This window comes from Plantactinospora sp. BB1, assembly GCF_003030385.1.
In the GTDB taxonomy this organism is placed as follows: Bacteria; Actinomycetota; Actinomycetes; order Mycobacteriales; family Micromonosporaceae; genus Plantactinospora.
In genome coordinates, this window is record NZ_CP028159.1 from 5626586 (window position 1) to 5652333 (window position 25748).

The 25748-nt window shown below is 71.6% G+C and carries 35 protein-coding genes; 1 reads left to right on the top strand and 34 read right to left on the bottom strand.

Annotation, left to right across the window (positions count from 1 at the left end):
* Positions 1-3: 3 nt before the first annotated feature.
* From C6W10_RS24490 to C6W10_RS24510, 5 genes are all read right to left on the bottom strand, one after another.
* Positions 4-873: a bifunctional 2-polyprenyl-6-hydroxyphenol methylase/3-demethylubiquinol 3-O-methyltransferase UbiG gene (locus C6W10_RS24490; protein WP_107260867.1), complete on the bottom strand. Its 870-nt coding sequence runs from the start codon at positions 871-873 to the stop codon at positions 4-6.
* The gene (locus C6W10_RS24495) at positions 870-2198 is read right to left on the bottom strand and encodes a glycosyltransferase (RefSeq protein WP_199853737.1); all 1329 of its coding nucleotides are present in this window, start codon (positions 2196-2198) and stop codon (positions 870-872) included. The genes C6W10_RS24490 and C6W10_RS24495 overlap by 4 nt, the downstream gene beginning before the upstream one ends.
* Before the next feature lie 45 nt (positions 2199-2243).
* Entirely contained in the window at positions 2244-3368 is a 1125-nt protein-coding gene (locus tag C6W10_RS24500) for a lysylphosphatidylglycerol synthase domain-containing protein (RefSeq protein WP_159104727.1), read from the bottom strand.
* A gap of 141 nt (positions 3369-3509) precedes the next feature.
* The gene (locus tag C6W10_RS24505; protein ID WP_107260870.1) at positions 3510-5189 is read right to left on the bottom strand and encodes an ABC-F family ATP-binding cassette domain-containing protein; all 1680 of its coding nucleotides are present in this window, start codon (positions 5187-5189) and stop codon (positions 3510-3512) included.
* Between the two features lie 93 nt (positions 5190-5282).
* Entirely contained in the window at positions 5283-5888 is a 606-nt protein-coding gene (locus C6W10_RS24510) for a class I SAM-dependent methyltransferase (protein ID WP_107264251.1), read from the bottom strand.
* Positions 5889-8037: 2149 nt separating this feature from the next.
* Between C6W10_RS24510 and C6W10_RS24520 the strand changes: the two genes are divergently transcribed.
* A complete protein-coding gene (locus C6W10_RS24520) occupies positions 8038-8967 on the top strand; it encodes a hypothetical protein (protein ID WP_107260874.1) in 930 nt (309 codons plus the stop codon).
* A 42-nt stretch (positions 8968-9009) separates the two neighbouring features.
* Here C6W10_RS24520 and truA read toward each other — a convergent pair whose 3' ends face one another.
* From truA to rplB, 29 genes are all read right to left on the bottom strand, one after another.
* Positions 9010-9843, bottom strand: a complete 834-nt coding sequence (gene truA / locus C6W10_RS24525) for a tRNA pseudouridine(38-40) synthase TruA (protein WP_107264252.1) — start codon at positions 9841-9843, stop codon at positions 9010-9012.
* A gap of 79 nt (positions 9844-9922) precedes the next feature.
* Positions 9923-10495, bottom strand: coding sequence for a 50S ribosomal protein L17 (gene rplQ, locus C6W10_RS24530; RefSeq protein ID WP_107260876.1), 573 nt, complete (start codon positions 10493-10495; stop codon positions 9923-9925).
* A gap of 68 nt (positions 10496-10563) precedes the next feature.
* Complete coding sequence (locus C6W10_RS24535; RefSeq protein ID WP_101368124.1) at positions 10564-11586, bottom strand: DNA-directed RNA polymerase subunit alpha; 1023 nt, start codon at positions 11584-11586, stop codon at positions 10564-10566.
* 114 nt (positions 11587-11700) lie between these two features.
* On the bottom strand, positions 11701-12327 hold the full coding sequence (gene rpsD / locus C6W10_RS24540) for a 30S ribosomal protein S4 (protein WP_101368125.1): 627 nt from the start codon (positions 12325-12327) through the stop codon (positions 11701-11703).
* Positions 12328-12343: 16 nt separating this feature from the next.
* Positions 12344-12751: a 30S ribosomal protein S11 gene (rpsK, locus tag C6W10_RS24545; RefSeq protein ID WP_030329919.1), complete on the bottom strand. Its 408-nt coding sequence runs from the start codon at positions 12749-12751 to the stop codon at positions 12344-12346.
* A gap of 86 nt (positions 12752-12837) precedes the next feature.
* Positions 12838-13218, bottom strand: a complete 381-nt coding sequence (gene rpsM, locus C6W10_RS24550) for a 30S ribosomal protein S13 (protein WP_107260877.1) — start codon at positions 13216-13218, stop codon at positions 12838-12840.
* 220 nt (positions 13219-13438) lie between these two features.
* Complete coding sequence (rpmJ, locus tag C6W10_RS24555) at positions 13439-13552, bottom strand: 50S ribosomal protein L36 (protein WP_012184307.1); 114 nt, start codon at positions 13550-13552, stop codon at positions 13439-13441.
* Between the two features lie 127 nt (positions 13553-13679).
* The gene (gene infA / locus C6W10_RS24560; protein WP_007073013.1) at positions 13680-13901 is read right to left on the bottom strand and encodes a translation initiation factor IF-1; all 222 of its coding nucleotides are present in this window, start codon (positions 13899-13901) and stop codon (positions 13680-13682) included.
* A gap of 214 nt (positions 13902-14115) precedes the next feature.
* Positions 14116-14700: a DUF1707 domain-containing protein gene (locus C6W10_RS24565; RefSeq protein ID WP_234361404.1), complete on the bottom strand. Its 585-nt coding sequence runs from the start codon at positions 14698-14700 to the stop codon at positions 14116-14118.
* A 58-nt stretch (positions 14701-14758) separates the two neighbouring features.
* Positions 14759-15610: a type I methionyl aminopeptidase gene (map, locus tag C6W10_RS24570; RefSeq protein WP_107260879.1), complete on the bottom strand. Its 852-nt coding sequence runs from the start codon at positions 15608-15610 to the stop codon at positions 14759-14761.
* 10 nt (positions 15611-15620) lie between these two features.
* The gene (locus tag C6W10_RS24575; protein WP_107260881.1) at positions 15621-16274 is read right to left on the bottom strand and encodes an adenylate kinase; all 654 of its coding nucleotides are present in this window, start codon (positions 16272-16274) and stop codon (positions 15621-15623) included.
* Positions 16275-17606, bottom strand: a complete 1332-nt coding sequence (secY, locus tag C6W10_RS24580) for a preprotein translocase subunit SecY (RefSeq protein WP_107260883.1) — start codon at positions 17604-17606, stop codon at positions 16275-16277. It abuts the gene before it with no gap.
* A gap of 235 nt (positions 17607-17841) precedes the next feature.
* Positions 17842-18285 (bottom strand): 50S ribosomal protein L15, encoded by a 444-nt coding sequence (gene rplO / locus C6W10_RS24585; protein ID WP_101368131.1) that lies wholly within the window; start codon positions 18283-18285, stop codon positions 17842-17844.
* Positions 18285-18467 (bottom strand): 50S ribosomal protein L30, encoded by a 183-nt coding sequence (rpmD, locus tag C6W10_RS24590; RefSeq protein ID WP_013735939.1) that lies wholly within the window; start codon positions 18465-18467, stop codon positions 18285-18287. Before rpmD ends, rplO begins: the two co-directional genes overlap by 1 nt.
* Complete coding sequence (rpsE, locus tag C6W10_RS24595) at positions 18467-19081, bottom strand: 30S ribosomal protein S5 (protein ID WP_101368132.1); 615 nt, start codon at positions 19079-19081, stop codon at positions 18467-18469. The genes rpmD and rpsE overlap by 1 nt, the downstream gene beginning before the upstream one ends.
* Before the next feature lie 31 nt (positions 19082-19112).
* Positions 19113-19490: a 50S ribosomal protein L18 gene (gene rplR / locus C6W10_RS24600; protein ID WP_234361946.1), complete on the bottom strand. Its 378-nt coding sequence runs from the start codon at positions 19488-19490 to the stop codon at positions 19113-19115.
* A gap of 73 nt (positions 19491-19563) precedes the next feature.
* Positions 19564-20106 carry a 50S ribosomal protein L6 gene (rplF, locus tag C6W10_RS24605; RefSeq protein WP_107260887.1) on the bottom strand — a complete coding sequence of 181 codons (543 nt, stop codon included), beginning with the start codon at positions 20104-20106 and terminating at the stop codon, positions 19564-19566.
* A 16-nt stretch (positions 20107-20122) separates the two neighbouring features.
* Positions 20123-20530, bottom strand: a complete 408-nt coding sequence (gene rpsH, locus C6W10_RS24610) for a 30S ribosomal protein S8 (protein ID WP_107260889.1) — start codon at positions 20528-20530, stop codon at positions 20123-20125.
* A gap of 154 nt (positions 20531-20684) precedes the next feature.
* The gene (locus C6W10_RS24615) at positions 20685-20870 is read right to left on the bottom strand and encodes a type Z 30S ribosomal protein S14 (protein ID WP_007073023.1); all 186 of its coding nucleotides are present in this window, start codon (positions 20868-20870) and stop codon (positions 20685-20687) included.
* Between the two features lie 8 nt (positions 20871-20878).
* Entirely contained in the window at positions 20879-21448 is a 570-nt protein-coding gene (gene rplE / locus C6W10_RS24620; protein WP_107260891.1) for a 50S ribosomal protein L5, read from the bottom strand.
* On the bottom strand, positions 21445-21759 hold the full coding sequence (rplX, locus tag C6W10_RS24625) for a 50S ribosomal protein L24 (RefSeq protein WP_101368136.1): 315 nt from the start codon (positions 21757-21759) through the stop codon (positions 21445-21447). Before rplX ends, rplE begins: the two co-directional genes overlap by 4 nt.
* A 3-nt stretch (positions 21760-21762) precedes the next feature.
* Positions 21763-22131 carry a 50S ribosomal protein L14 gene (rplN, locus tag C6W10_RS24630; protein WP_089244879.1) on the bottom strand — a complete coding sequence of 123 codons (369 nt, stop codon included), beginning with the start codon at positions 22129-22131 and terminating at the stop codon, positions 21763-21765.
* A 113-nt stretch (positions 22132-22244) separates the two neighbouring features.
* The gene (rpsQ, locus tag C6W10_RS24635) at positions 22245-22526 is read right to left on the bottom strand and encodes a 30S ribosomal protein S17 (RefSeq protein ID WP_107260893.1); all 282 of its coding nucleotides are present in this window, start codon (positions 22524-22526) and stop codon (positions 22245-22247) included.
* Positions 22523-22759, bottom strand: coding sequence for a 50S ribosomal protein L29 (gene rpmC / locus C6W10_RS24640; RefSeq protein WP_107260894.1), 237 nt, complete (start codon positions 22757-22759; stop codon positions 22523-22525). Before rpmC ends, rpsQ begins: the two co-directional genes overlap by 4 nt.
* Positions 22759-23184 carry a 50S ribosomal protein L16 gene (gene rplP, locus C6W10_RS24645; RefSeq protein WP_088647000.1) on the bottom strand — a complete coding sequence of 142 codons (426 nt, stop codon included), beginning with the start codon at positions 23182-23184 and terminating at the stop codon, positions 22759-22761. The genes rpmC and rplP overlap by 1 nt, the downstream gene beginning before the upstream one ends.
* 3 nt (positions 23185-23187) lie before the next feature.
* Positions 23188-24066, bottom strand: a complete 879-nt coding sequence (gene rpsC / locus C6W10_RS24650; protein ID WP_107260896.1) for a 30S ribosomal protein S3 — start codon at positions 24064-24066, stop codon at positions 23188-23190.
* Positions 24066-24563: a 50S ribosomal protein L22 gene (gene rplV / locus C6W10_RS24655; protein WP_107260898.1), complete on the bottom strand. Its 498-nt coding sequence runs from the start codon at positions 24561-24563 to the stop codon at positions 24066-24068. Before rplV ends, rpsC begins: the two co-directional genes overlap by 1 nt.
* Positions 24564-24600: 37 nt before the next feature.
* Positions 24601-24882, bottom strand: a complete 282-nt coding sequence (gene rpsS / locus C6W10_RS24660) for a 30S ribosomal protein S19 (RefSeq protein WP_101368142.1) — start codon at positions 24880-24882, stop codon at positions 24601-24603.
* A 15-nt stretch (positions 24883-24897) separates the two neighbouring features.
* Positions 24898-25737 carry a 50S ribosomal protein L2 gene (rplB, locus tag C6W10_RS24665; protein WP_107260900.1) on the bottom strand — a complete coding sequence of 280 codons (840 nt, stop codon included), beginning with the start codon at positions 25735-25737 and terminating at the stop codon, positions 24898-24900.
* Positions 25738-25748: the final 11 nt, after the last annotated feature.

Genomic DNA, 25748 nt, shown 5'->3' on the forward strand with positions numbered 1-25748 from the left:
GACCTACGGGCGGGTGGCGAGTGCGACGAGGCCCGGGCCGCGGTCCGGGCGCATCCGTTGCAGGACCACGAACGGTGAGACGGCCAGCCGGATCGCCTCGCCGGCCAGGACCCCGCGCGGTTGCAGGATCCGCCCGGAGGTCGAGGTGCGCTCCTCGGCCGTCCCGCCCGGCGGCCCGTCCGACGGGCCGGGACCACCGGCAGGCCCGGGCCCGGCGGCGGCCACGGCGGCGCAGTCACCTCCGCCTCCGCCTTTACCTCCACCTCCGGCTCCGGAGCCGGCGCCGCCGGCTTCGGTGGGATGGTCGGCGCGGCGGCCCGCCCAGCGGTCCCGTACGGAGTCGAGCAGGTAGCCGAGCGGCCAGCCGTAGTGCACCAGCCGGACGTCGGTGGCACCGGCGTCGAGCAGCCGCTGCCGGAGCTGCTCGGCGGAGTACCGCCGGTAGTGCCCGACCAGGGTGTCCCAGGGGCCGAACCGCTCCGGGTCGGCGGGTACCGAGAGCAGCAGGTGTCCACCGGGCCTGGCCAGGGCCAGCCACTCCGTCAGTACCGGTAGGTCGTCGGCGATGTGTTCCAGCACCTCGAAGGCGCAGACCAGGTCGTAGCCGCCGGCCGCCGGTACCTGCCGGTGATCCCCGTTGTGCACCGTCCCGCCCAGCGGGGTGATCCGGGCGTACGCGGTCGCGAAGCTGCGCGGGTCGGGTTCGGCCGCGGTGTAGCTGGCCAGCCGGGCCAGCCGGGTGCCGACGGAGCCGAGCCCGCAGCCGAGTTCGAGGATGCTCCCCGGCCGGCACTCCGCCACGAGCCGGCGTACGACGTGCCAGCGCAGGGCCGCCCGGGGCGGCAGCGGCGGGTCGGCCGCCAGCGCGGTCATCCGAGCCACCAGACCGGGCCGGCGGTCAGGTTGCCACCGGCCGCGTTTGGGGTGCCGGCGGCGCCCGGCGACGACTCGGCCGGGCTCGGGGTGCGGGCAGCGTCCGGCGACGACTCGACCGGGTTCGGGGTACCCGCGGCGCCCGGCGACGAGTCGGCCGGGCCGGCGTCCCGCTCGACGGCGGGGTCGATCCGGTGCCGGACCGGGGCCACGACGGTCGCCGGCCAGAAGTGTTCGAGCGCGCGCCGCCGGGCGGCCCGGCGCAGCCGGGCGAGCCGGTCCGGGTCCCCGGCCAGGTCGCGCAGCGCGTCGGCCAGCGCGGACGGGTCGCCGGCCGGCACGAAGACGGCCGCGTCGCCGAGCGCACGGCGTTGCGGTGCGGTGTCGGAGGTGACGATGGCGCAACCGGCGGCGGCGCCCTGGAACACCTTCGTCGGTACCACCCGGCCGGCCTTCGCCGTCGCGCCGAAGATGCCCAGTGACACGTGGTGCCCGGCGACGAAGCCGGGCAACTCAGCCGCCGGTATCCAGTCGTGCCAGGTCACCCGGGGGTTGTCGGCGGCGGCCCGGCGGCAGCCGGGATGCTCCTGTCCGGTGCCGACCACGGTCACCTCGATCGAGTCGTCGCCGGCCAGCGCGGCCAGCGCGGCGCCCAGGGTCCGGGTGCCGTGCAACGGGGTGAAGAGGCCGACGAAGACGACCCGCAGCCGCCATCGGCCGCCGCCGGCCGGGTCGCCGGGCCAGCGTTCCCGGGCGGTACGGGCACCGGCGGCGAACCACGCTGCGCCGGCTCCGACGGGTACCACCGTTCCCCGGTCCCGGGCCGCTGCCGGAAGCGCGTCGAGATGCTCCTCGGTGTCCACCAGTACGACGTCGGCCCGGCGCAGCGCGGCGTCGTCGATCGCCCGCATCAGCCGTACCCGGGCACCTCGGGCGTCGGCGAGTCCCCGGTCCCGGGCCGTGCCGGCGGCCGAGACGAGGTGGTCGAGCACGATCGGGGTACCCCGGAACAGCAGCCGGGCCAGGTGCACGTCGAAGTGTCCGAGATAGCCGACCAGTACGGCGTCGACCGGTCCGCCGGGCGGGCTGCCGTGCCGCTGCCGGAGGGCCCGCAGCACGAGCAGGGCCCAGCAGCGGGCGAGCTTGCCGACGAGCAGTGGGAGTCGCCACGGCTGCCGGAGTACGGCTATCCGGGCGGCGGTGTCCATGGTCAACGGTTCGTTCAGCTCGGTCACCTCGTCGCCGGCCGCCCGGAGCCCCTCGACGAGTACGCCGACCCGGGGATGTCGCCGTACGTCGTAGCTGCCGAACACCAGCCAGCGCACGAGCAGCAGCGTAACCCCTAGTACATCTCTAGGCACGTTCCGTGGTCACGGCTGGCGCGTCGCCGGGTCCGCCGGCTCCACCCCGCGCGCCTCCGGCCCCCCGACCGAAGACGACCCAAGCGGGGACGACTCGACAGGGGACGACTCGACAGGGGACGGCTCGACAGAGGACGACTCGACAGAGGACGGCTCGGCGGGGGACGGCTCGGCGGGGGACGGCTGCCGGGGTAGCCGGCGGGCGAGTCGACGCCCCGACCAGCGGAGCGAGACCGCGACGGCCGGCAGCAGCAGGTCCACCATGGTCAGCAGCAGCCGGGAGAGCACGGTGGCGACCAGCGCGGCCGGCCCGGCGACGGTCGGACCGAGCAGCAGCGGCAGCGCCACCTCCCGGGGGCCGACCCCGGCCGGCGCGACGGCCAGCAGGAACCCGACCGACCACGAGCCGGCGAAGGCGCCGATCGAGCGGAGCAGCAGGTCCGGGCCGCCGGTCGCACCGACGTCGGTCAGCAGCAGCCAGAGGTGCGTACCGTAGCCGAGCCAGGTCGCGAGCGACCAGCCGACGGCCCCGCCGATGCCGCGCGCGGAGAGCGGCCGGGGCATCGGCTCGCGGCGAGCCAGCCGGAGCAGCGCGGCGAGGATCCGGTTGACCAGCGGCGGCCAGAGCACCAGCAGCGCGGGCGGGACGGCCAGCAGGATCCACCAGTAGCCGGCGACGGCCCGGTCGCCCAGCAGCGGCAGGGCGGCGGCGGCGAGCAGCAGGCCGGTACCGAGCGTGACGAGCATCGCCAGCAGCGCGGCGACCGCCGACGCCCGCCCCGGCACCCCGTACGCCCGGCCGAGGCGGGCCTGGACGAGGATCGGCCACACCTTGCCGGGCAGGTACTTCGCCAACTGCCCGACGAAGAAGATCCGCGCCGCGCCGCGCAGCGGAAGGTCGACGCCGAAGTCCGTCAGGATGGCCCGCCAGGCCAGGCAGCCGCAGAGCCCGGCGACGGCGGCGGCCAGTCCGGCCAGCAACAGGCCCGGCAGGGAGAGTTCGCCGAGCACCGCCGGTACCTCGTCCCAGCGCCGCGCCACCGACCAGCCGACGAGGCCGAGAAACGCCCCGGTCACCGCGACCTGGGCGGCTCCGCGCGCCAGGCGCCACCTGCCGGTTCCGCGCGGCACCACGGCGGGGACGATACTCCGGGTGACGTCACCAGTCCGGAGAGCCACGCGGGGCGGCCCCGGCCGACCCGGCGACGAACAGCGATCGGCAGCCGACGATCAGCGGTCCCGACCACCGGTCCAGGCCCCGACGCGCGCCCCTGCTCAGGCGACGTCCCAGACCGGTTCCGGCGTCTCGACCACCTCGCCGTCGCCCCGGAAGAGCAGGAAGCGGTCGAACGACCGGGTGAACCAGCGGTCGTGGGTGACCGCCAGCACCGTCCCGTCGAACGCCAGCAACCCGGCCTCCAGCGCCTCGGCCGAGGCCAGGTCCAGGTTGTCGGTCGGCTCGTCCAGCAACAGCAGGGTCGCGCCGGAGAGTTCCAGCAACAGCACCAGGAACCGCGCCTGCTGTCCACCGGAGAGCGTGCCGAACCGCTGGTCGCCCTGGCCGGCCAGCTCGTACCGGTTCAGCACCTTCATCGCGGTGTGCCGGTCCATCCCGGCCCGGTGGTCGTCGCCCCGCCACAGCACCTCGACCAGGGTCCTGTCGAGCAGATCCGGCCGGTCGTGGGTCTGCGAGAAGTGACCGGGCCGCACCCGGGCGCCCAGCCGGGCCACCCCGCCGTGCCGGACCGGAGCCAGGGCCGGGCCACCGTCGACCGGACCGTTGGCCGGATCCGGGTCGGTGCCGCCCCGGGCGAGCAGGCGGAGGAAATGCGACTTCCCGGTCCCGTTGGCGCCGAGCACGGCGACCCGGTCGCCGTACCAGACCTCCAGGTCGAACGGGAAGGTGAGGTCGTCCAGCTCGACCTGCTCGCAGACGATCGCCCGCTTGCCGGTACGCCCGCCGGCCAGCCGCATCCGGATGTCCTGGTCCTTCGGGGGTACCGGTGGCGGCCCGGCCTCCTCGAACTTGCGCAACCGGGTCTGCGCCGCCTGGTAGCGGGAGGCCATCGCGCTGTTGTACGCCGCCTTCTGCTTGTACATCAGCATCAGCTCGCGCAGCTTCTGGTGCTCCTCGTCCCAGCGGCGGCGCTGCTCCTCCAGCCGGTCGTGCCGGTTCACCCGGGCGGCGTGCCAGCTGGCGAAGCCGCCCGGGTGCATCCAGGCGCTGCCGCCCTCCACCGCGACCACCCGGTCGGCGGTACGGGCCAGCAGCTCCCGGTCGTGCGAGACGTAGAGGACGGACTTCGCCGACTCCCGCAGCCGCCCCTCCAGCCAGCGCTTGCCCGGCACGTCGAGGAAGTTGTCCGGCTCGTCGAGCAGGAGTACCTCGTCGGTGCCGCGCAGCAGCAACTCCAGGGCGAACCGCTTCTGCTGCCCGCCGGAGAGGGTGCGTACCGGCCGGTCGCGGGTCTTCTCCCAGGGCAGCTCCAGCACGATCGTGGAGACGGTGTCGAAGAGCACCTCGGCGTCGTAGCCGCCGGCCTCGCCCCAGGCGCTCAGCGCGTCCGCGTACCCGAGTTGGGCCTTGCCGGCGGCGCTGCTGAACTTGCCGCGCACCTCGGCGGCGTGCAGCGTCGCCTCGGCCGCCGCCAGCCGCTCCCCGGCGGCGCGCAGGACCGGCGGCGATAGCGAGAGTACGAGGTCGTGCAGCGTCGACTCGTCGCCGATCATGCCGATGAACTGGCGCATCACGCCCAGCCCGCCGGAGCGGGCGATCGCCCCGGTCCGGGTCGGCAGATCCCCGGCCACCATCTTCAGCAGGGTGGTCTTGCCGGCGCCGTTCGGCCCGACCAGGGCGACCTTGGCACCCTCGCCGACCCGGAAGGAGACGTCGGCGAACAACTCACGACCGTCCGGCAGGATGTGCCCGACTCCGGCGACGTCCACGTAACCCACGTCGGCATACTGCCCCAGGCACCCCGCCCGCCGACACCGGGTTTCGGCCGGTTGACAGCGGCTGCGGAGGCGCCGCCGGCCGCTGCGCGCGGGTCAGCGGGTGACCCGGAGTACCCGGTAACCCTTCTGGCTGGCGTGCCGCTCGACCCGCCAGCCGGCCTCGACGAGCCAGCGCTGGAGCGAGTCGCCGCCGAGGTGCCGGGCCACCACCAGCCAGGCCACGCCGTCCGGCGCCAACCGGGGCAGCCAGCGCCGCAGCATGCCGTGCAACTCCTCCTTGCCGACCCGGATCGGCGGGTTCGACCACAGTTGGGAGAACGTGATGTCGTCCGGTACCTCGTCGGGCGCCGCGACGCGTACCCGGTCGGCGAGGCCGAGCCGTTGCGCGTTCTGCCCGGTGAGTTCGCGGGCCCGGACGTTGACGTCGACCGCCCAGACCGTGGCCGCCCCCGCCCTGGTGGCGAGTACGCAGGTGATCGGCCCGTACCCGCAGCCCAGGTCGAGCAGTGCTCCGCTGGTCTGCGCACCGGGCAGTTCGGCCTTGCGCAGCAGTACGGCGGTGCCCGGATCGAGCCGGTCGGCGGAGAAGACCCCGGCCGAAGAGGTCAGCGAGTAGTCGTCGCCCTCGACGGAGAACGTCACCGTACGCCGGTCGGCGCTGGTCAGGGGCTCGGTGCTGAAATAGTGGTCGCCGGTCACGCCACGCATTCTCGCCTATCGCAAGAGTGCCCCGGCCGGTGCCCGTACTCCGGGCCCTGCCCGGCTTCCGGGCAAATGACCACTCTCCCACCAACTGTGACTCATCTGCGGCGGCGCGCCGATCCGCATTTCCGTTACCCTGTGCGACATGGTTTATGGGCGTGGACCTGGACCGGGCGGTGGGCCGCCACGGTCTCGACGCGATCCCGCCGATGAGCCCTCGCTCGATCCGGATCCGACGGACGGTCCGCCGCCGGGGAGGGCCGGCCGGCGCCGGTCCGGTGCCGACCGGTCGGACGGGTTACCGGCGGCGTCCCGCTTCGGTCCGTCCACTGCCGAGCCTGCCGGGCCCGGCTCCTCGCGCGGCTGGCCGGCGGACGGGCCGGGACGGCCGGCGGACCGTCCAGGTCGGTCAGCGGCGACACCGGGGCGCCCCGGCGACACCCCGGGCAGATTCCCGGACGGGCCGGCCCGGCGCGCCGACGGACCGATCGGCCGGCATGCCGACGCCCCGGCCGGCCGGCACCCGCAGACCCCCGTCGGCCGGTACCCGGACGCCCCGGCCGGCCGGTACGCCGACGCACCGGGCAGCCGACCTCCGGCGGACGCCCCCGCCGCTCGACACCCGGCGGACGGCCCGACCGGTCGACACCCGACGGACGGTCCGCTCGGCCTACACGGCGACGGCCCGGTCGGCCGGTACCCGGAGCGGTCTCCGGGCCCCGTGCCGGACGGCCCGGGACCTTCCGTGCCGCCCGCCGGCCGGGGCCGTCGGGGCCGGCACGGCGCCCCCGAGCCCGACGGCGTCGGGCCGGGCGCCGGCTACCCGCCGGTGGGTAGGCCCGGCCCCGACCCGCTCGGAACTCCCGGTGGCCGAAGCGCCGACCGGCTGCCCCCGACTCGCTCCGGCCCGGATCGGCTGCCTCCCGGCAGCCCGGTACGCCCGGCCGGTGGCGGTCGCCACCTGGCCGCCCCCGAGGACGCCGTTCCCGGCGGCCGACCGGCACCGGGCGGCGGGCGGCCGGTCGCCGGTGACCGGCCCGGGCCGCGTGACCGGATGACGCCGGGCGGCCGTCCGGTTCCCGGTGCCCGGCCACCCGTCGACGACCTGCCCGGCGTCGCGGCCGGGCCGGGTCCGGGCGGCCGATCGCCCCGGGCCGGTGGTCGCGGTGTCCCGGAGGTGCCGGTTCCGTCCGGCACCGATCCGTTCGGGTCGCCCCGCGCCGGGTCCGGACCGGCCGCAGCCGGCGGCCCCGACTCCCGGGAGCCCGCCTCCGGCGGTCGACGTCGCAGCCAGCCCGATCCCGGCGCCTACCGACCGGGTCCCGCCGAGCCACCACTTGTCGCGCCACGGTCGGCGCCGGTGCCACGACAGCGACGTCCGTCGACCGACCGGGATCCACTTCGGCCCGGTCTTCCCGACCCCGCCGCTCCGCCCGGCGGGCGGCGCGGCCCCGTCGACCGGCCGGGTGACGGCCCGGCGGAACGTCGCGGTGACCGGGGCGGCCCGTCCCGCCCGCCACTGGACCGCGCCATGCCGCCCGGCGCGGCCCCGGAGATTCCCGGGGTACGGCGACCGGGCCGCCCCGAGCCTCCGCCCGCCGGCCGGGCCGGCAGCCGAGGCCCCGCCCGCTCCGGTCCCTCCTCCGGCGGCGCACCGCCGGGATCGCCGCGACCACGACCGGGCGGCCTCGGAACGGACGGTGTGGTCCGGCCCGACGCCGAACCGGGTCGGCCGGCGCAGGGTGCTCCACCTCCCGCGCGCCGGTCCCGGAACGCCGGGGTCGCACCGGGCTCACCCGCCGGGCCGCCGCACGACCGGGCCCCCGGCCCGCCCGGACCGCGCCCCGGTCCACCGGACGCGGCACCGCACGGCCGGACCCCCGGCTCACCGGCCGGACCGCGCTCGGGCCCACCCGGCGCGGCACCGCCGGCCCGGGCACCGGGCTCACCCACCGGACCGCGCCCCGGCCCGGACGGCACACCACGACCACGCCCCGCCCCGCCGGTCCCGGGCTCACCCGCCGGACCGCGCTCCGGCCCCGAGGGCGCACCACGACCACGCTCCGGGCCGCCGGTCCCGGGCTCACCCGCCGGGCCGCGCTCCGGGCCACCCGGCGGCGGTCGGTCGGGACCGTCGGGGCAGGGTGTGCGGACCGGCCCGGCCGGTGGCGCCTCCCCGGTCCCACCGGCCCGTACCCCGGCCGCCCCGGAACGTACGTCCCGATCGGCCCCGAGCCCGGCGAAACCCGCTCCCGCCCCGGCCAAATCCTCGGGCGGCCCGGCCCCCGGCTCCGCGCTCGCCGCCCTCGGGTCGACGTCCGGCGACACCGCCGCACCGCTGCGCAGTTCCAAGCGGACCTGGCAGTTGATCATCGGCTCGCTCGGGGTACTGCTCCTGCTCGGGATCTGCGGGCTCAGCTCCTACTTCTTCATGGTCGACGACCCCGTCGGCCGGGACTCCCGGGCGGCCGACGGCGCCGGTGCCGGTGTCGCACCCCGGGACATCAGCTCCCGCACCGCCGATCCGGCTCCCCTGACCGTCAAGGAGGTCTTCCCGAACGGCAAGGAGGTGCTGGTCGACCCCGAGCAGTCGGCGTACGAGCTACTCAAGACCCAGCAGGCGGAGGAGTGCGATCTCGTCGCCGACGGCCAGATCGCGGCCGTACTCCAGGAGGCCGGGTGCAGCCAGTTCGTCCGCGGCACCGTACGCTCCCCCACCGGCCTGTACGTCGCGACCGCCGGCATCGTCAACCTGGCCGACGAGGCCGGGGCAACCTCGGCACGCGAGAAGATCAAGCCGATCGTGGACGGTCGGAAGGGCCGTTTCCTCGGTCTCGCCGCCGGACGCGGCACCGAGGCCGTCACCGCCGCCTCGGCCCAGGCCGGCTGGCACGTCCGCGGCCACTTCCTGATCTACTGCGTCGTCGCCAAGAGCGACGGCAAGACCATCGGCGACCAGGACCTCTTCGCCCGGCAGATCCTCTCCGACATGATCGAGGTGTACCTGCGCGGCAAGGTGCTCGACCAGCGCGCTCTCACCCCGTCCGGCCCGGCGAGCCCGGCCGGGTCCGACTGAGCCCGGGCCGGCGGCGCGACACCGCCGGGTCCGCCGCCCCGCTCAGGCCGAGGCGGTGAGCCGGAGCCGACGGGTACGCAGCGCGCGGCTGGCGTACTCGGCAGGATCGGCCGGGTAGCCGACCGCGACCAGGGTCAACCCGTGCGGCGGCGCCACGCTCACCTCGCTGGCCCGCTCCCGCCGCCCGAGCAGCCCACCCGGCCAGTCGACCGGGCGCCGCCCGTCCCCGGCCACCAGCATCGCCCCGACCAGGCTGCGCACCATCGACTGGCAGAACGCGTCGGCCTGCACCGTGGCCACCAGCAGGCCGTCCGGGTCGCGCCGCCAGTCCAGCCGGGTCAGCTCCCGCACCGTGGTGGCGTTCTCCTTGCGCCGGCAGTACGCCGCGAAGTCGTGCTCGCCGACCAGCCCGGCGGCGGCCTGGTTCAGCGCCGCCAGGTCCAGCGGGCGGGGCCAGGCCAGCACCTCGTGCCGGCGCAGCGGCTCGGCGCCGTACGGGGCGTCGGTGACCCGGTACTCATAGCGCCGGAAGGTGGCCGAGAACCGGGCGTCGAACTCGGCCGGTACCTCGGTCACGGCGCGGACCCGGACGTCCGGCGGCAGTACCCCGGCGAGCCGGCGCAGCAGCGTCTCCGCCCACTGCCGCCACACCGGGCTCGGCAGGTCGAGATGGCAGACCTGCCCGCTGGCGTGCACCCCGGCGTCGGTCCGTCCCGCCACGGTCAGCCCGCTGACCCGATCCGGCCCGACGATCCTGGTCAGCGCCTCGACCAGCACCCCGGCGACGGTACGCCGACCGGGCTGGGCGGCCCAGCCGGAGAAGTCGCCGCCGTCGTAGGCGACGTCCAGGCGTACCCGGGTCCGCTCCTCATCCACCTCGTGCTCCACGACCAGCTCCAGATATGCCGCAGCCCGACACCCCTGCGGGGATGCCGGGCCCGGCCTCGTTCGTCGGTTACTTGGTGTCGGCCTCGTCGGTGTCCTCCCGGGCCGCCCCGGTGTCGCCGGAGCGCGACTCCGGCGCCTCGGCGTCCTGGTCGTTCCGGTCGTCCGGGTCGTCCGGCGACGAGGAACGCGGGGTCTCCTCGTCCGGGGCGAGCGCCTCGACCTTGTCCTGCTGGGCCGCCTTGCGGGCGGCGGTCTTCTTCGCCGGTGCCGCCGGAGCCTCGACCAGCTCCTCGACCAGCTCGATGATGGCCATCGGCGCGTTGTCGCCCTTGCGCGGGACGGTCTTCACGATCCGGGTGTAGCCACCGGGACGGTTGGCGAACCGGGGAGCGATCTGGTCGAACAGGGCGAAGACCACGTCCTTGTCCCGTACGACGGTCAGCACCCGCCGGCGGGACGCCAGGTCGCCCCGCTTGGCCTTGGTGATGAGCTGCTCCGCGAGCGGGCGGAGCCGCTTGGCCTTGGTCTGGGTGGTGGTGATGCGGCCGTGCTGGAACAGCGCGGTGGCCAGGTTGGCCAGGATCATCCGCTCGTGCGCGGGGCTACCGCCGAGGCGGGGGCCCTTGGTGGGCGTGGGCATTCTTGGTGCTCCTCAATAGTGGGTGGCCGGATCTCCAGTGGGTGGCCGGATCTCCGGCTAGCCCCGGACTAAAGCTGCTCGGTCTCGCGGTAGTCGTCGGTGTCGTAGTCGGCCTCGCCGAAGGAGTCGACGACGTGCGCCGGGTCGAAGTTGGGCGCCGAGTCCTTCAGCCCCAGCCCCATGCCGGCGAGCTTCATCTTGACCTCGTCGATCGACTTCTGCCCGAAGTTCCGGATGTCGAGCAGATCGGCCTCGGTACGCCCGATGAGCTCGCCAACCGTGTTGATGCCCTCGCGCTTGAGGCAGTTGTAGGACCGGACGGTGAGGTCCAGCTCCTCGATCGGCAGCGCCAGGTCGGCGGCGAGCTGCGCGTCCTGCGGCGACGGGCCGATGTCGATGCCCTCGGCGCTCTCGTCCAGCTCCCGGGCCAGCCCGAAGAGCTCGACCAGGGTGGAGCCGGCGGAGGCGAGCGCGGTACGCGGCCCGATCGACGCCTTGGTCTCGACGTCGATGATCAGCCGGTCGAAGTCGGTACGCTGCTCGACCCGGGTCGCCTCGACGCGGTACGTCACCTTCAGCACCGGCGAGTAGATCGAGTCGACCGGGATCCGGCCGATCTCGGCGCCGGCCTGCTTGTTCTGCGCGGCGGTGACGTAGCCGCGACCCCGCTCGACGGTCAGCTCCATGTCGAGCCGGCCCTTGCCGTTCAGGGTGGCGAGCTTGAGGTCGGCGTTGTGCACGGAGACACCGGCCGGGGGCTGGATGTCACCGGCGGTGACGTCGCCGGGGCCCTGCTTGCGCAGGTACATGCTGACCGGCTCGTCGTGGTCGGAGCTGACGCAGAGCTCCTTGACGTTCATGACGAGCTCGACCACGTCCTCCTTGACGCCCGGGATGGTGGTGAACTCGTGCAGCACACCGTCGACCTTGATCGAGGTGACCGCCGCGCCCGGGATGGAGGAGAGCAGGGTCCGCCGGAGCGAGTTGCCCAGGGTGTACCCGAAACCCGGCTCGAGCGGCTCGATGGTGAACCGGGACCGGGTCTCGCTGATCGACTCCTCGGTGAGGGTCGGCCGCTGGGTGATGAGCATGCTGTTTCCTTTTCGTTCGGGGCACCCGCTATTTGATGCCCAAACTTCTGTCCGGCGCTCCGGGCCGGCTCCCGACGGTGAGGCCGGGAGCCGGCGCGGGAACGCCAGGAACCGTTACTTCGAGTAGAGCTCGACGATCAGCTGCTCCTGGACCTGGGTGTCGATGACGCCCCGGGCCGGAAGCGAGTGGATCAGCACCTTCATCTGGCTGGGGATCGCCTCCAGCCAGGCCGGCACCGTCTTCGAGCCGGCCTCGGCCTGCGCCACGATGAACGGCGTCAGCTCCTTGGACTTGGCCCGGACCTCGACGATGTCGTGCTCCTTCACCCGGTACGACGGGATGTCGACCTTGCGGCCGTTCACCGTCAGGTGGCCGTGCTTGACGAGCTGCCGCGCGTGGTCGCGCGACTTCGCCAGGCCGGCCCGGTAGATCACGTTGTCGAGCCGCGACTCCAGGATCTGGAGGAGGATCTCGCCGGTCTTGCCCTTCTTGGCGACGGCCTCCTCGTAGTACCCCCGGAACTGCTTCTCCAGGACGCCGTAGACGCGGCGGGCCTTCTGCTTCTCACGGAGCTGGAGCAGGTACTCCGTCTCCTTGGTGCGGCCCCGGCCGTGCTGCCCGGGCGGGAACGGCCGGGACTCGAACGGGCACTTCGGGCCATCGCACTTGCTGCCCTTGAGGAACAGCTTCATCTTCTCCCGACGGCAACGGCGGCAGTCGGCACCGGTGTAACGAGCCATGTTCTTCGTCTACCTCTCAGACCCGACGACGCTTCGGCGGACGGCACCCGTTGTGCGGCTGCGGCGTGACGTCGGCGATCTGGCCGACCTCCAGGCCGACGGCCTGCAGCGAACGGATGGCGGTCTCCCGGCCGGAACCGGGGCCCTTGACGAACACGTCGACCTTGCGCATGCCGTGCTCCATGGCCCGGCGCGCGGCGGCCTCGGCGGCGAGCTGCGCGGCGAACGGAGTCGACTTGCGGGAACCCTTGAAGCCCACCTGGCCGGCGGAGGCCCAGGAGATGACGGCACCGGTCGGGTCCGTGATGGAGACGATGGTGTTGTTGAACGTGCTCTTGATGTGCGCCTGCCCGTGGGCGACGTTCTTGCGTTCCTTGCGCCGGACCTTCTTTACGGCGGCCCCGGCGCGAGCCTTCGGTGGCATGAGTCTGTGCGCTCCTAGTTGACTTTCCGGATCGGGTCGGAGTCCGGCCTACCTCGGTGGAGATCGACCCGAATTCCGGTTCAGCTCTACTTCTTGCCGGGCTTCTTCTTGCCGGCGACGGTCCGCTTCGGGCCCTTCCGGGTCCGGGCGTTGGTACGGGTCCGCTGACCACGGACGGGCAGACCCCGGCGGTGCCGGATGCCCGCGTAGCAGCCGATCTCGACCTTGCGGCGGATGTCAGCGGCGACCTCGCGGCGCAGGTCGCCTTCTACCTTGTAGTTCGCCTCGATGTGGTTCCGGAGCTGGACCAGCTCCTCGTCCGTGAGGTCCTTGGCGCGCTTGTCGGGGGAGATGCCGGTGGCGGCGAGCGTCTCGACCGCGCGGGTCCGACCGACCCCGAAAATGTAGGTGAGCGCGATCTCCAGCCGCTTCTCGCGGGGGAGATCGACGCCGGCTAGCCGTGCCATGTGCGGGCGTACTCCTCGGATTCTTTCGCGGAGGTCTGTACCCGCCCCATCCCGCCTGCCCAAACCTGCGGGCCCCGGCCTCCGACCGGGGGTCGGCCACGACTGCGTTCTCGCTGGGCGATCTCGCGCTCGCGGCTGGGACGAGCTTGTGTTGTTGTACGGAATCTGCGGTCGGGACGCACCGTCGACGCCGCCGGTACGCACCGGCGGCGGCTGCGGATCAGCCCTGACGCTGCTTGTGGCGCGGGTCGGTGCAGATGACCATGACCCGGCCGTGCCGGCGGATCACCCGGCACTTGTTGCAGATCCTCTTGACGCTCGGCTTGACCTTCACGGTTGCCTTACTTTCCCATCTGTGCCCGGCAGCGCGCTGACGCCGTCGAGTCTTGAGGACGGACACGGACACCCGGCCGTCGTCAGAGAGTGCACGTGCCCCGGACCGGCGAACGGCCCGGCGACGTTCACTTGTAGCGGTAGACGATGCGCCCTCGGGTCAGGTCGTACGGCGACAACTCGACGACGACCCGGTCCTCGGGCAGGATGCGGATGTAGTGCTGCCGCATCTTGCCGCTGATGTGAGCCAGCACCTTGTGGCCGTTGGCGAGTTCCACCCGGAACATGGCGTTCGGGAGTGGCTCGATCACTCGGCCCTCGATCTCGATGGCTCCGTCTTTTTTCGGCATGTCCTCCGCTGTCCTGACGTCGGTTACTCCGGACGGCTCACAACGCCTTTCCCGGATGGAGAACATCCGAGCCAGCCGCGGCTCCGGCCCCACCGAAGCGCGGGTGGGCATGCCGGAGTGGACGCTGTGCGCCGATCAGCCAGTGTACGCGCGCCCGCACGCCAGCGCCAACCCGGGGACTCCCGGGTGGTCGGATCGGACGAACGCGACTATATCAGGCGGGTTCCCCCTGGCCGGCCTGCTCGTCCCGGCGGCGTTTCCGCTCCTCGATCCGGGCCCGCTTCTCGATCTTCGCCCGCTCCCTCGCGGCCTGCTTCGCCGCCTGCTTGGCGGCCCAGCGCTGCGGCTCACCCTTCGCCAGCCCGGTGACCGTGCCGACCAGCAGCAGCGCGCCCAGCGGGCCCGCCACCCAACCCGGCCAGAAGTAGAGGAAGTCGGTCGCCAGCACCGAGGTGACCGCCCAGATCGCGACCACCAGGCCGACCAGGCCGAAATAGCCGTCCCAGGTGTCGGCCAGCCAGGCCCGGGTGGCGCCCGGATAGCGGCCGTCGGGTCCGGGACGGAACACCGCGGGCTTCGGGTCGGTCGGCACCAGCTGGGCCTGGTCGACCGGCACCGTACCCGGCAGGTCGGTGAGCAGCCCGTCGAGGTCGGCGTAGGTCTTCGCGGCGTACGCCCGCTGGAGCCGGTCGTCGTACTCGCCGAGGTCGAGACGGCCCTCGTTCAGGGCCTGCCGGAGCTGGTCGGCCACGGCCGTGCGATCGGAGTCCGCAGCGCGCATCTGGTCCCGCCGGTCCATGACTACGAGGATGCCACCACGGGTCCAGCCCGCCCACCCCCCGACCGGGCTGGGGCCGTCAGCCGGGGGACGACGTGGCCGGCTCCCGGGCGGTGACCAGGTCACCGAGCCGGGCCCGGCCGCCGTCCGGAGCGGTCAGCACCCAGACGCCGTCGTCAAGCAGCGCCATCGTGTGCTCGACGTGTGCGGCGATCGACCCGTCCCGGGTGATCACCGTCCAGCCGTCGTCCAGTTCCACCGTCCGGGGCGAGCCCAGGGTCACCATCGGCTCGATCGCCAGCGCCATCCCCGGCACCAGCCGGGGGCCACGCCCGGGCCGGCCGTGGTTGAGCACGTGCGGGTCCTGGTGCATCTCGGTGCCGATGCCGTGCCCGCCGTACCCCTCGACGATGCCGTACCGGCCGGCGGCCCGGACCGCCCGCTCCACCGCGTACGAGATGTCGGTCAGCCGGCCACGACCGCTGAGCATGCCGCGCGCCGCGGCCCGGATCCCCGCCCACATCGCGTCCTCGGCGGCCTCGGCCATCCGGAGCAGTTCCGGACGGACCTCGCCGACCCCGACCGTGATCGCGGCGTCGCCGTGCCAGCCGTCGAGGATCGCCCCGCAGTCGATGGAGATCAGGTCGCCGTCCCGGAGCACCTGGGTCGGCGCCGGGATGGCGTGCACGATCTGCTCGTTGACCGAGGAGCAGATCGAGGCCGGATAACCGTGGTAGCCCTTGAACGAGGGGGTGCCGCCGGCCTCCCGGATCACCGACTCGGCGATCGCGTCGAGATCGGCGGTGGAGACGCCGGGAGCCACGGCCGCGCGCATCCGCTCCAGGGCCGCCGCGACGACGAGCCCGGCAGCCCGCATCAGCTCGATCTGCTCCGGGGTCTTCAGCTGGATGTCCAGCTGGGGTCGGCGCATGGTGCCCAGCCTATCCGCCGTACGACCGCAGGGCGTCGATAGCCCGGACGGTGACGTCCTCCACCGGCCCGGTGGCGTCGATCCCGACCAGCTTGCCCTGCGCGCCGTAGTAGTCGATCAACGGTGCGGTCTTGCTGGCGTACTCGCGCAGCCGCTCGGCGATCGTCTCCGCCTTGTCGTCGTCCCGCTGGAACAGCTCGCCGCCGCACCGGTCACAGACGCCCGCCACGGAGGGGGCGTCGAACTCGATGTGCCAGACCTTCTCGCAGCCCCGGCAGGTACGCCGGCCGGAAAGCCGCCGGATGACCTCGTCGTCGTCGACGACCAGCTCCATGACCAGATCCAGGGCGGTGCCCAGATCGGCGAGCAGCTTGTCCAGCGCCGCGGCCTGCGGGGTCGTCCGAGGGAATCCGTCCAGCAGGAAGCCCTCGGCCGCGTCCGGGCGGGCGAGCCGGTCCCGGACCATGTTGATCGTCACCTCGTCGGGCACCAGCTTGCCGGCGTCCATGTAGCGCTTCGCCTCGACACCGAGTGGGGTGCCCTGCGACACGTTGGCCCGGAAGATGTCCCCTGTCGAGATCTTGGGCACGGCGAGGTGGGCGGCGATGAACTCGGCCTGGGTCCCCTTGCCCGCCCCGGGGGGACCGACCAGAACGAGTCGCATCTACCGCAGGAACCCTTCGTAGTTCCGCTGCATGAGCTGGCTCTCGATCTGCTTCACGGTCTCCAGCCCGACACCGACCATGATCAGCACCGCGACGCCGCCGAACGGGAAGTTCTGGTACTGCTGGCTGTCCAGCCAGATGAAGAAGAAGTTCGGCAGGATCGAGATCAGGCCCAGGTAGAGCGCACCGGGGAGGGTGATCCGGCTCAGGATGAAGTCCAGGTAGTCGGCGGTCGGCTTGCCCGGCCGGATGCCCGGGACGAACCCGCCGTACTTCTTCATGTTGTCCGCGACCTCGGTCGGGTTGAACGTGATCGAGACGTAGAAGTACGTGAAGAAGATGATCAGCAGGAAGTAGACGCTGATGTAGGTCGGGCTGTCCGGCTGCACCAGGTGGTTCTGCACCCAGGTCTGCCAGTTGTTCAGGTTGTTCTGGTCGAAGAACTGGAGCAGCAGCGACGGCAGGTAGAGCAGCGACGACGCGAAGATGACCGGGATCACACCCGCCTGGTTCACCTTCAGCGGGATGTAGGTGGAGGTGCCGCCGTACATCCGCCGGCCGATCATGCGCTTGGCGTACTGCACCGGGATGCGGCGCTGGGCCTGCTCGATGAAGACGACCGCGGTGATGACCACCAGGACCAGGACCAGGACCAGGCCGAACATGCCCCAGCCCTTGTTGTTCTTGATGGTCCAGCCCTCGCTGGGCAGCCGGGCGGCGATCGAGGTGAAGATCAGCACCGACATGCCGTTGCCGACGCCGCGGTCGGTGATCAGCTCGCCGAGCCACATCACCACACCGGTACCGGCGGTCATCGTGATCACCAGGACGGTCACGGTCAGCCAGGTCGGCAGGCCGGTGCCCTCCGGGATGATCGGGAACTCCTGGCACATCCCGTTGAAGAGCTGGCCGGAACGGGCCAGCGCCACGAACGCCGAGGCCTGCAGGATGCCCAGGCCGAGGGTGAGGTAACGGGTGTACTGCGTGATCTTCGCCTGACCGGCCTGACCCTCCTTGCGGAGCTGCTCCAACCGCGGGATGACCACGGTGAGCAGCTGCAGGATGATCGAGGCGGTGATGTAGGGCATGATGCCCAGCGCGAAGACCGACAGCGAGAGCAGCGCGCCGCCGGAGAAGAGGTTGAGCAGGTTGAAGACGCCGTTGCCCTCACCCGACTCCATGGTCTGGATGCACTGCTGCACGTTGCCGTAGGAGACGCCCGGGCTGGGCAGCGTCGCACCGAGCCGGTAGACCGCGATGATGCCTACTGTGAACAGCAGCTTCTTGCGCAGGTCAGGCGTGCGGAACGCACTGAGAAAGGCGGAGAGCAACTTCTTCCTCCTGCGCGAGGCGGCCGCCGGTGGTTCATGGCGGGACGGGGTGGTTGTCGGGCGATCGACCCGATACCCATAGCTGGGATCGGACTCTAACAGTCCGGCGCGCTCCCGGGCAGATCCACCCGGAGAACATTCACCGTTTCCGATGTTAACGGGATCGATGGACCCCTAGTAGGTCAGGGCGCCCGCCAGTTGCCATCAACTGGGCGAGCGCCTCGACCGCGACGTCCTACAGCTCCGTCACCGAGCCGCCGGCAGCGGTGATCTTCTCCTTGGCCGACGCGCTGAACGCGTGCGCCGACACCTGGAGGGCGACCCCGCCCAGCTCCCCGGTACCGAGAACCTTCACCGGCTGGCCCTTGCGGACGGCGCCGGCCTGAACCAGCTCCTGCGGACCGACCTGGCCGCCCTCCGGGAACAGCTCGGCGAGCCGGTCCAGGTTGACCACCTGGAACACGACCTTGAACTTGTTCTTGAAGCCCTTCAGCTTCGGCAGCCGCATGTGGATGGGCATCTGCCCACCCTCGAACGCCGCCGAGATGTTCTTCCGGGCCTTGGAACCCTTGGTACCGCGACCGGCGGTCTTCCCCTTCGAGCCCTCACCGCGACCCACCCGGGTCTTCTCGGTCTTCGCTCCGGGGGCCGGGCGCAGGTGGTGGACCTTGATCGTCATTACTCGACCTCCTCGACCTTCACGAGGTGGCTCACGGTGAAGATCATGCCCCGAATCTCGGGGCGGTCCTCCTTGACCACCACGTCGTTGATCCGCTTGAGACCGAGCGACCGCAGCGACTCGCGCTGGTTGTGCTTGGTCCCGATGCCGGACCGGACCTGGGTCACCTTCAGGCGTGCCATCAGGCCGTCACCCCCGCCTGGGCCGCCAGCATGGCGGCCGGGGCGACGTCCTCGACCGGCAGGCCCCGACGCTTCGCGACCGCCTCCGGCGACTCCAGCCCCTTCAGGGCCGCCACCGTGGCGTGCACGATGTTGATCGGGTTGGACGAGCCGAGGCTCTTGGAGAGCACGTCGTGGATGCCCGCGCACTCCAGTACGGCCCGGACCGGACCACCGGCGATGACACCCGTACCGGCGCTGGCCGGCTTGAGCAGCACCACACCGGCGGCGTCCTCGCCCGTGACCGGGTGCGGGATCGAGGCACCGATCCGGGGCACCTTGAAGAAGTGCTTCTTGGCCTCCTCGACACCCTTGGCGATCGCCGCGGGCACCTCCTTGGCCTTTCCGTAGCCCACCCCGACCGTGCCGTCGCCGTCGCCGACGATCACCAGGGCGGTGAAGCTGAAGCGACGACCACCCTTCACGACCTTGGCAACCCGGTTGATGGCGACGACCCGCTCAAGATGCGGCGTCTTCTCGGCGGGCGCGTTTCCGCGACCGCCCTCACGGCGGTTGTCGCGGCGACCACCCTCGTTGCCACCGGACCCGCCGCCACGGCGCTGTTGACCTGGCATCAGCAGCCTTCCTTTCTCCTCGTGACGGGGTTTAGAACTCGAGCCCGGCTTCGCGGGCCGCGTCGGCCAGTGCGGCGATCCGCCCCGCGTACTGGTTGCCACCGCGGTCGAAGACGACCTTGGAGATCCCGGCGGCCTTGGCCCGCTCGGCGACGAGCGCGCCGACCTTGCCGGCCAGGGCGCTCTTGTCGCCCTCGGTACCCCGGATCGAGTCGTCCATGGTCGAGGCGTAGACCAGCGTGTGGCCCCTGCCGTCGTCCACGATCTGCGCGGTGATGTGCCGCAGCGAGCGGGTGACCACGAGACGCGGCCGCTCGGCGGTGCCGGTGACGGTCTTGCGGACCCGGAAGTGCCGACGCGCCCGCCCGATGGCGCGCTTGGCGGCGACCCCGCGGCGACGCTTGAGCAGTGTGGCGGTCACTTCTTACCTGCCTTTCTCCCAGCCTCGCGGCCGGCGGATGCCCTCGCCCTACCGTTGGCGGTCACTTCTTGCCCGCCTTTCCGGCCTTGCGGCGGATGACCTCGCCCTGGTACTTGACGCCCTTGCCCTTGTACGGCTCCGGCGGACGAATCTTCCGGATGTTGGCGGCGACCTCGCCGACCTGCTGCTTGTCGATGCCGGCCACGTGGAACAGGGTGGGCCGCTCGACGGTGAAGGTGATCCCGGCCGGGGCCTTCACCTGCACCGGGTGCGAGAACCCGAGCGCGAACTCCAGGTCGCTGCCCTTGGCGGTGACCCGGTAACCCGTGCCGGCGATCTCCAGGGTCTTGCGGTAGCCCTCGGTCACACCGACGATCATGTTCGCCACCAGGGTACGGCTCAGGCCGTGCAGCTCCTTGGCCTTGCGCTCGTCGTTCGGCCGGTTGACGTGCAGCTCGCCGTCCTCGCCCCGCTCGGCCGTGATCGGCTCGGCCAGGGTGTGCGACAGCTCGCCCTTCGGCCCCTTGACCTTGACGGTCGAGCCGTCGATGGTCACCTCGACGCCGGAGGGCACCGGGATCGACTTACGTCCAATACGCGACATTTCTCTCTGTCTCCCGTTACCAGACGAAGGCGAGGACTTCCCCGCCAACGCTCCGCTTGCGGGCCTGCCGGTCGGTCAGCAGCCCCTGGGACGTCGAAATGATCGCCACGCCCAGTCCACCGAGCACCCGCGGGAGCCCGTCCGACTTGGCGTACACCCGGAGGCCGGGCTTGGACACGCGCTTGATGCCGGCCAGGCTCCGCTCCCGGTTCTGGCCGTACTTCAGCTCGACGACCAGTCGCTTGCCGACGACGCCCTCCTCGGGCTCCTCGACAGCCCAGGTGGCGATGTAGCCCTCGGACTTGAGGACCTCGGCGATGTTCGCCTTGATCTTCGAGTAGGGCATCGTCACCCGGTCGTGGTACGCCTGGTTGGCGTTACGCAGACGCGTCAGCATGTCTGCGATCGGGTCGGTCATCGTCATGGATCTCGTCAGCCTTTCTCGCCGGGGTTCCCGGGGCAGTGGCCCGGGCCTACGGCGTTGCGATCCTCGCCCCGGATATCGGTCGGGACGTGGCTGGGCCCAAAGCGGGTGGCGTCGCGGTCCTCGCTCCGCCACCCACGGATGGGGCGCAGTGTCACCAGGAAGCCTTCGACACGCCGGGCAGCTCACCGCGGTGGGCCATCTCCCGGATGCAGACCCGGCAGAGGCCGAACTTGCGGTAGACCGCCTTCGGCCGCCCGCAACGCTGGCAGCGGGTGTACGCGCGAACCGAGAACTTCGGCTTCGCGGCGGCCTTGAGGATCAGCGCCTTCTTCGCCATATCAGTCCTCAGTTCTCCTTGAACGGGAAGCCCAGGAGCTTGAGCAGCGCCCGGCCCTCGTCGTCGGTCTTGGCGGTGGTCACCACCGTGATGTCCATGCCCCGTACGCGGTCGATCCGGTCCTGGTCGATCTCGTGGAACACCGACTGCTCGGTCAGGCCGAACGTGTAGTTGCCGTTCCCGTCGAGCTTGCGCCCGTCCAGACCGCGGAAGTCCCGGATCCGGGGCAGCGCGATGGAGAGGAGCCGGTCCAGGAACTCCCACATGCGGTCGCCGCGCAGGGTCACCTTCGCACCGATCGGCATGCCCTCGCGGAGCTTGAACTGCGCGATGGACTTGCGGGCCCGGCGGACCTGCGGCTTCTGGCCGGAGATGGTGGCCAGGTCGCGTACGGCGCCGTCGATCAGCTTCGCGTCCCGGGCCGCCTCGCCGACACCCATGTTGACGACGATCTTGACCAGTCCGGGCACCTGCATCGGGTTGCCGTACTGGAACTGCTCGCGGAGCTGCCCCACGATCTCTTCGCGGTACCGCTGCTTGAGCCGGGGCAGCGTCTTGGTCTCGGTTGCCGTCATCACAGGTCCTTACCGGTGCTACGCGCGATGCGGACCTTCTGGCCGCCCTCGTCGATCCGGTACCCGACCCGCGTCGGGTTGCCGTCGGAGTCCACGACCATCACGTTCGAGACGTGGATCGCGGCCTCCTGCGTGACGATGCCGCCGGTCTTCGCACCGCGCTGGGTGGTGCGGATGCGGGTGTGCTTCTTGACCCGGTTCACGCCCTCGACCAGGACCTTGTCCTGCCGCGGGTAGGCCGCGATGACCTTGCCCTTGGCACCCTTGTCCTTGCCGGCGATGACGATGACCGTGTCGCCCTTCTTGACCTTCACGGTTTACAACACCTCCGGCGCGAGCGAGATGATTTTCATGAACCGCTTGTCCCGCAGCTCACGGCCAACCGGGCCAAAGATACGGGTACCTCGGGGGTCGCCACCATCCTTGATGATCACGGCCGCGTTCTCGTCGAATCGGATGTACGAGCCGTCCGGCCGCCGCTTCTCCTTGGCGGTGCGGACGACGACCGCCTTGACGACGTCGCCCTTCTTCACACCGGCACCGGGAATGGCGTCCTTGACCGTGGCCACGATGACGTCGCCGATGCCCGCGTAGCGCCGACCGGAGCCACCGAGCACCCGGATGCACAGGATCTCCCGGGCACCCGTGTTGTCGGCGACGCGCAGTCGCGACTCCTGCTGAATCACGTCTATCTCCTATGTCTGCCAGTTCTCAGCCGGCGGTTCATCCGGCCTGCCTTCGTCGACCGAAGTACCGTGCCGGCTGAGCTTGGCGGAACCCTGAGCCTGCGGTACGGCTCTTACTTGGCCTTCTCGAGGATCTCCACAACCCGCCACCGCTTGGTGGCGGAGAGCGGACGGGTCTCCATGAGCAACACCCGGTCGCCCACGCCGCACGCGTTCTGCTCGTCGTGCGCCTTCAGCTTGCTGGTGCGGCGCATGACCTTGCCGTACAGCGCGTGCTTGACCCGGTCCTCGACCTCGACGACCACGGTCTTTTCCATCTTGTCGCTCACCACGAGGCCCTCCCGGACCTTGCGCTGAGCCCGCGCCTGCGCGGTGGTGGTGGTCTCGTCACTCATGATGCAGTCACCTCAGTCGGCGCGGCCGAAAGCCCAAGCTCACGCTCACGCATGATCGTGTAGATCCGGGCGATCTCCCGGCGGATGACCTGGAGCCGGCGGTTGTTGTCCAGCTGACCGGTCGCCGACTGGACGCGGAGGTTGAACAGCTCCGCCTTGGCCTCCCGGAGCCGGCTGACCAGCTCCTCCTCGGAGAGCTCACGCAGCTCGCTGGCCTTCACGCCCGCGGCCATCAGCTTTCACCCACTTCGCGCGTCACAATGCGGCACTTCATCGGGAGCTTGTGGATCGCGCGACGCATCGCCTCTCGCGCGATCTGCTCGTTGGGGAAGGACATCTCGAAGAGCACCCGCCCCGGCTTCACGTTCGCCACCCACCACTCGGGCGAGCCCTTACCGGAACCCATCCGCGTTTCGGCCGGCTTCTTGGTCAGGGCCTGGTCCGGGAAAACGGTGATCCAGACCTTGCCACCACGCTTGATGTGCCGGGTCATCGCGATACGTGCCGACTCGATCTGCCGGTTGGTCACGTACGCGGGCTCGAGCGCCTGGATTCCGAACTCGCCGAACACCACCCGGTTGCCGCCCTTCGACGCGCCGTGGCGGTCGGGGTGGTGCGGCTTGCGGAAGCCCTTCGGGGGCTTGCGCGGCATCAGCATCTGTCAGCCCTCCTGCGCTGAGCTGTCCGTTCCGGCGGAACCCGCCGGAGTCGCCGCGGCGGTGGCCGGCGCGGCGCTGTCGTTCGTCGCCTCGGCGGGCGTACCGGAGGCCTCCGCCTGCGCGGCCCGACCCGCCTCGGTGCCACCCGGCGTGGTGCCGGAGGAACCGGAACGGCCGCGACGCGGCCGGTCGGGACGGTCGCCCCGCTCGCGGCGCGGACGCGCCGGACCCGTCTCGGCCGGGGCCTCCCGACCGGGTACGGCGTCGCCCTTGTAGATCCAGACCTTCACGCCGATCCGGCCGAAGGTGGTCCGGGCCTCGAAGAAGCCGTACTCGATGTTGGCCCGCAGCGTGTGCAGCGGCACCCGACCCTCGCGGTAGAACTCGGTACGGCTCATCTCGGCACCGCCGAGCCGGCCGGAGACCTGCACCCGGATGCCCCGCACGATCGGGTTCTTCATCGCGGACTGCATGGCCTTACGCATCGCCCGCCGGAAGCTGACCCGGCTGGAGAGCTGCTCGGCCACGCCCTGCGCGACGAGCTGCGCGTCCGACTCCGGGCTCTTCACCTCAAGGATGTTGAGCTGCACCTGCTTGCCGGTCAGCTTCTCCAGCTCGCCACGGATGCGGTCCGCCTCGGCGCCCTTGCGGCCGATGACGATGCCCGGCCGGGCGGTGTGGATGTCGACCCGCACCCGGTCCCGGGTCCGCTCGATGTCGACCTTGGAGATGCCGGCCCGCTCCAGGCCCTTGGACATCATCCGCCGAATCTTGACGTCCTCGGCGATGTAGTCCTTGTAGAGCTTGTCCGCGTACCAGCGGGACTTCCAGTCGGTCGAGATGCCGAGCCGGAACCCGTGCGGGTGAACCTTCTGCCCCATTACTCGGCACCCTCCGTCTTGCTCTGCGTCTGGCCGCCCTCGGTCGTCGGCTCGGTCGCGGCCGGCTCGGTCGACTTGGTCGCCTTGGCCGGAGCGGCCTTCTTCGCCGCACCCCGCCCGGCCGGGGCCGTCGGCGCCACAGCCTCCACCACGATGGTGATGTGGCAGGTCCGCTTGCGGATCCGGTACGCCCGGCCCTGCGCCCGAGGCTGGAACCGCTTCATCGTCGGGCCCTCGTCCACGAACGCCTCGCTGACGAGCAGCGCGTCGGGGTCCAGCCGCTCGTTGTTCTCCGCGTTGGCGATCGCGCTCGCGAGCACCTTGTAAACCTGCTCACTCGCCGCCTGCGGCGCGAACTGCAGCACCGTGAGCGCCTCCTTCGCGGGCAGACCGCGGACGAGGTTGACCACCCGGCGCGCCTTGGTCGGCGAGATGCGCACGTGTCGCGCAACCGCCCGCGCGCCCGGAAGCACCGGAGCGTCGCCCTTTACTGGCATCGCTGAAACCCCTTGATCCTTTATCCGTGGTCGGCGCTCAGCGCCGGCGGCTCTTCCGGTCGTCCTTCTCGTGACCCTTGAACGTGCGGGTCAGCGCAAACTCACCGAGCTTGTGCCCGACCATCGCCTCGGTGATGAACACCGGGACGTGCTTGCGCCCGTCGTGCACGGCGATCGTGTGCCCGAGCATGTCCGGGATGATCGTCGAACGGCGCGACCAGGTCTTGATGACGTTCTTCGAGCCCTTCTCGTTCTGCGTCTCCACCTTCTTGAGCAGGTGGTCGTCGATGAACGGGCCCTTCTTCAGGCTGCGAGGCATGTCTACCTATCTCCCTTAGCCGCGCTTACGGGTGGCGTAGCGGCGGCGGACGATGAGGCGGTCGCTCGCCTTGCCCTTCTGCCGGGTACGACCCTCGGGCTTACCCTGCGGGTTCACCGGGTGACGACCACCGGAGGTCTTACCCTCACCACCGCCGTGCGGGTGGTCGACCGGGTTCATCGCCACACCACGGACGGTCGGGCGACGGCCCTTCCAGCGCATCCGGCCGGCCTTGCCCCAGTTGATGTTTGACTGGTCGGCGTTGCCGATCTCACCGATGGTGGCCCGGCAGCGCACGTCCACCCGCCGGATCTCGCCGGAGGGCATCCGCAGCGTGGCGTACGCCCCCTCCCGGCCCAGCAGCTGGATACCGACGCCGGCCGAGCGGGCCAGCTTGGCGCCACCGCCGGGACGCAGCTCCACCGCGTGGACGGTGGAACCGACCGGGATGTTGCGCAGCGGCAGGTTGTTGCCCGGCTTGATGTCGGCGCCCGGACCGGACTCGACCCGGTCGCCCTGCTTCAGGTCCTTCGGCGCGAGGATGTACCGCTTCTCGCCGTCGAGGTAGTGCAGCAGCGCGATCCGCGCGGTGCGGTTGGGGTCGTACTCGATGTGCGCGACCTTCGCCGGCACGCCGTCCTTGTCGACCCGCTTGAAGTCGATCAGACGGTACTGCCGCTTGTGCCCGCCACCGTGGTGCCGCGTGGTGATCCGGCCGTGGGCGTTACGCCCGCCCTTCTTCGGCAGCGGAACCAGCAGCGACTTCTCCGGGGTGGACCGGGTGATCTCGGCGAAGTCGGCGACGCTGGAGCCACGCCGGCCCGGCGTCGTCGGCTTGTACTTACGGATAGCCATTGTCTATACCC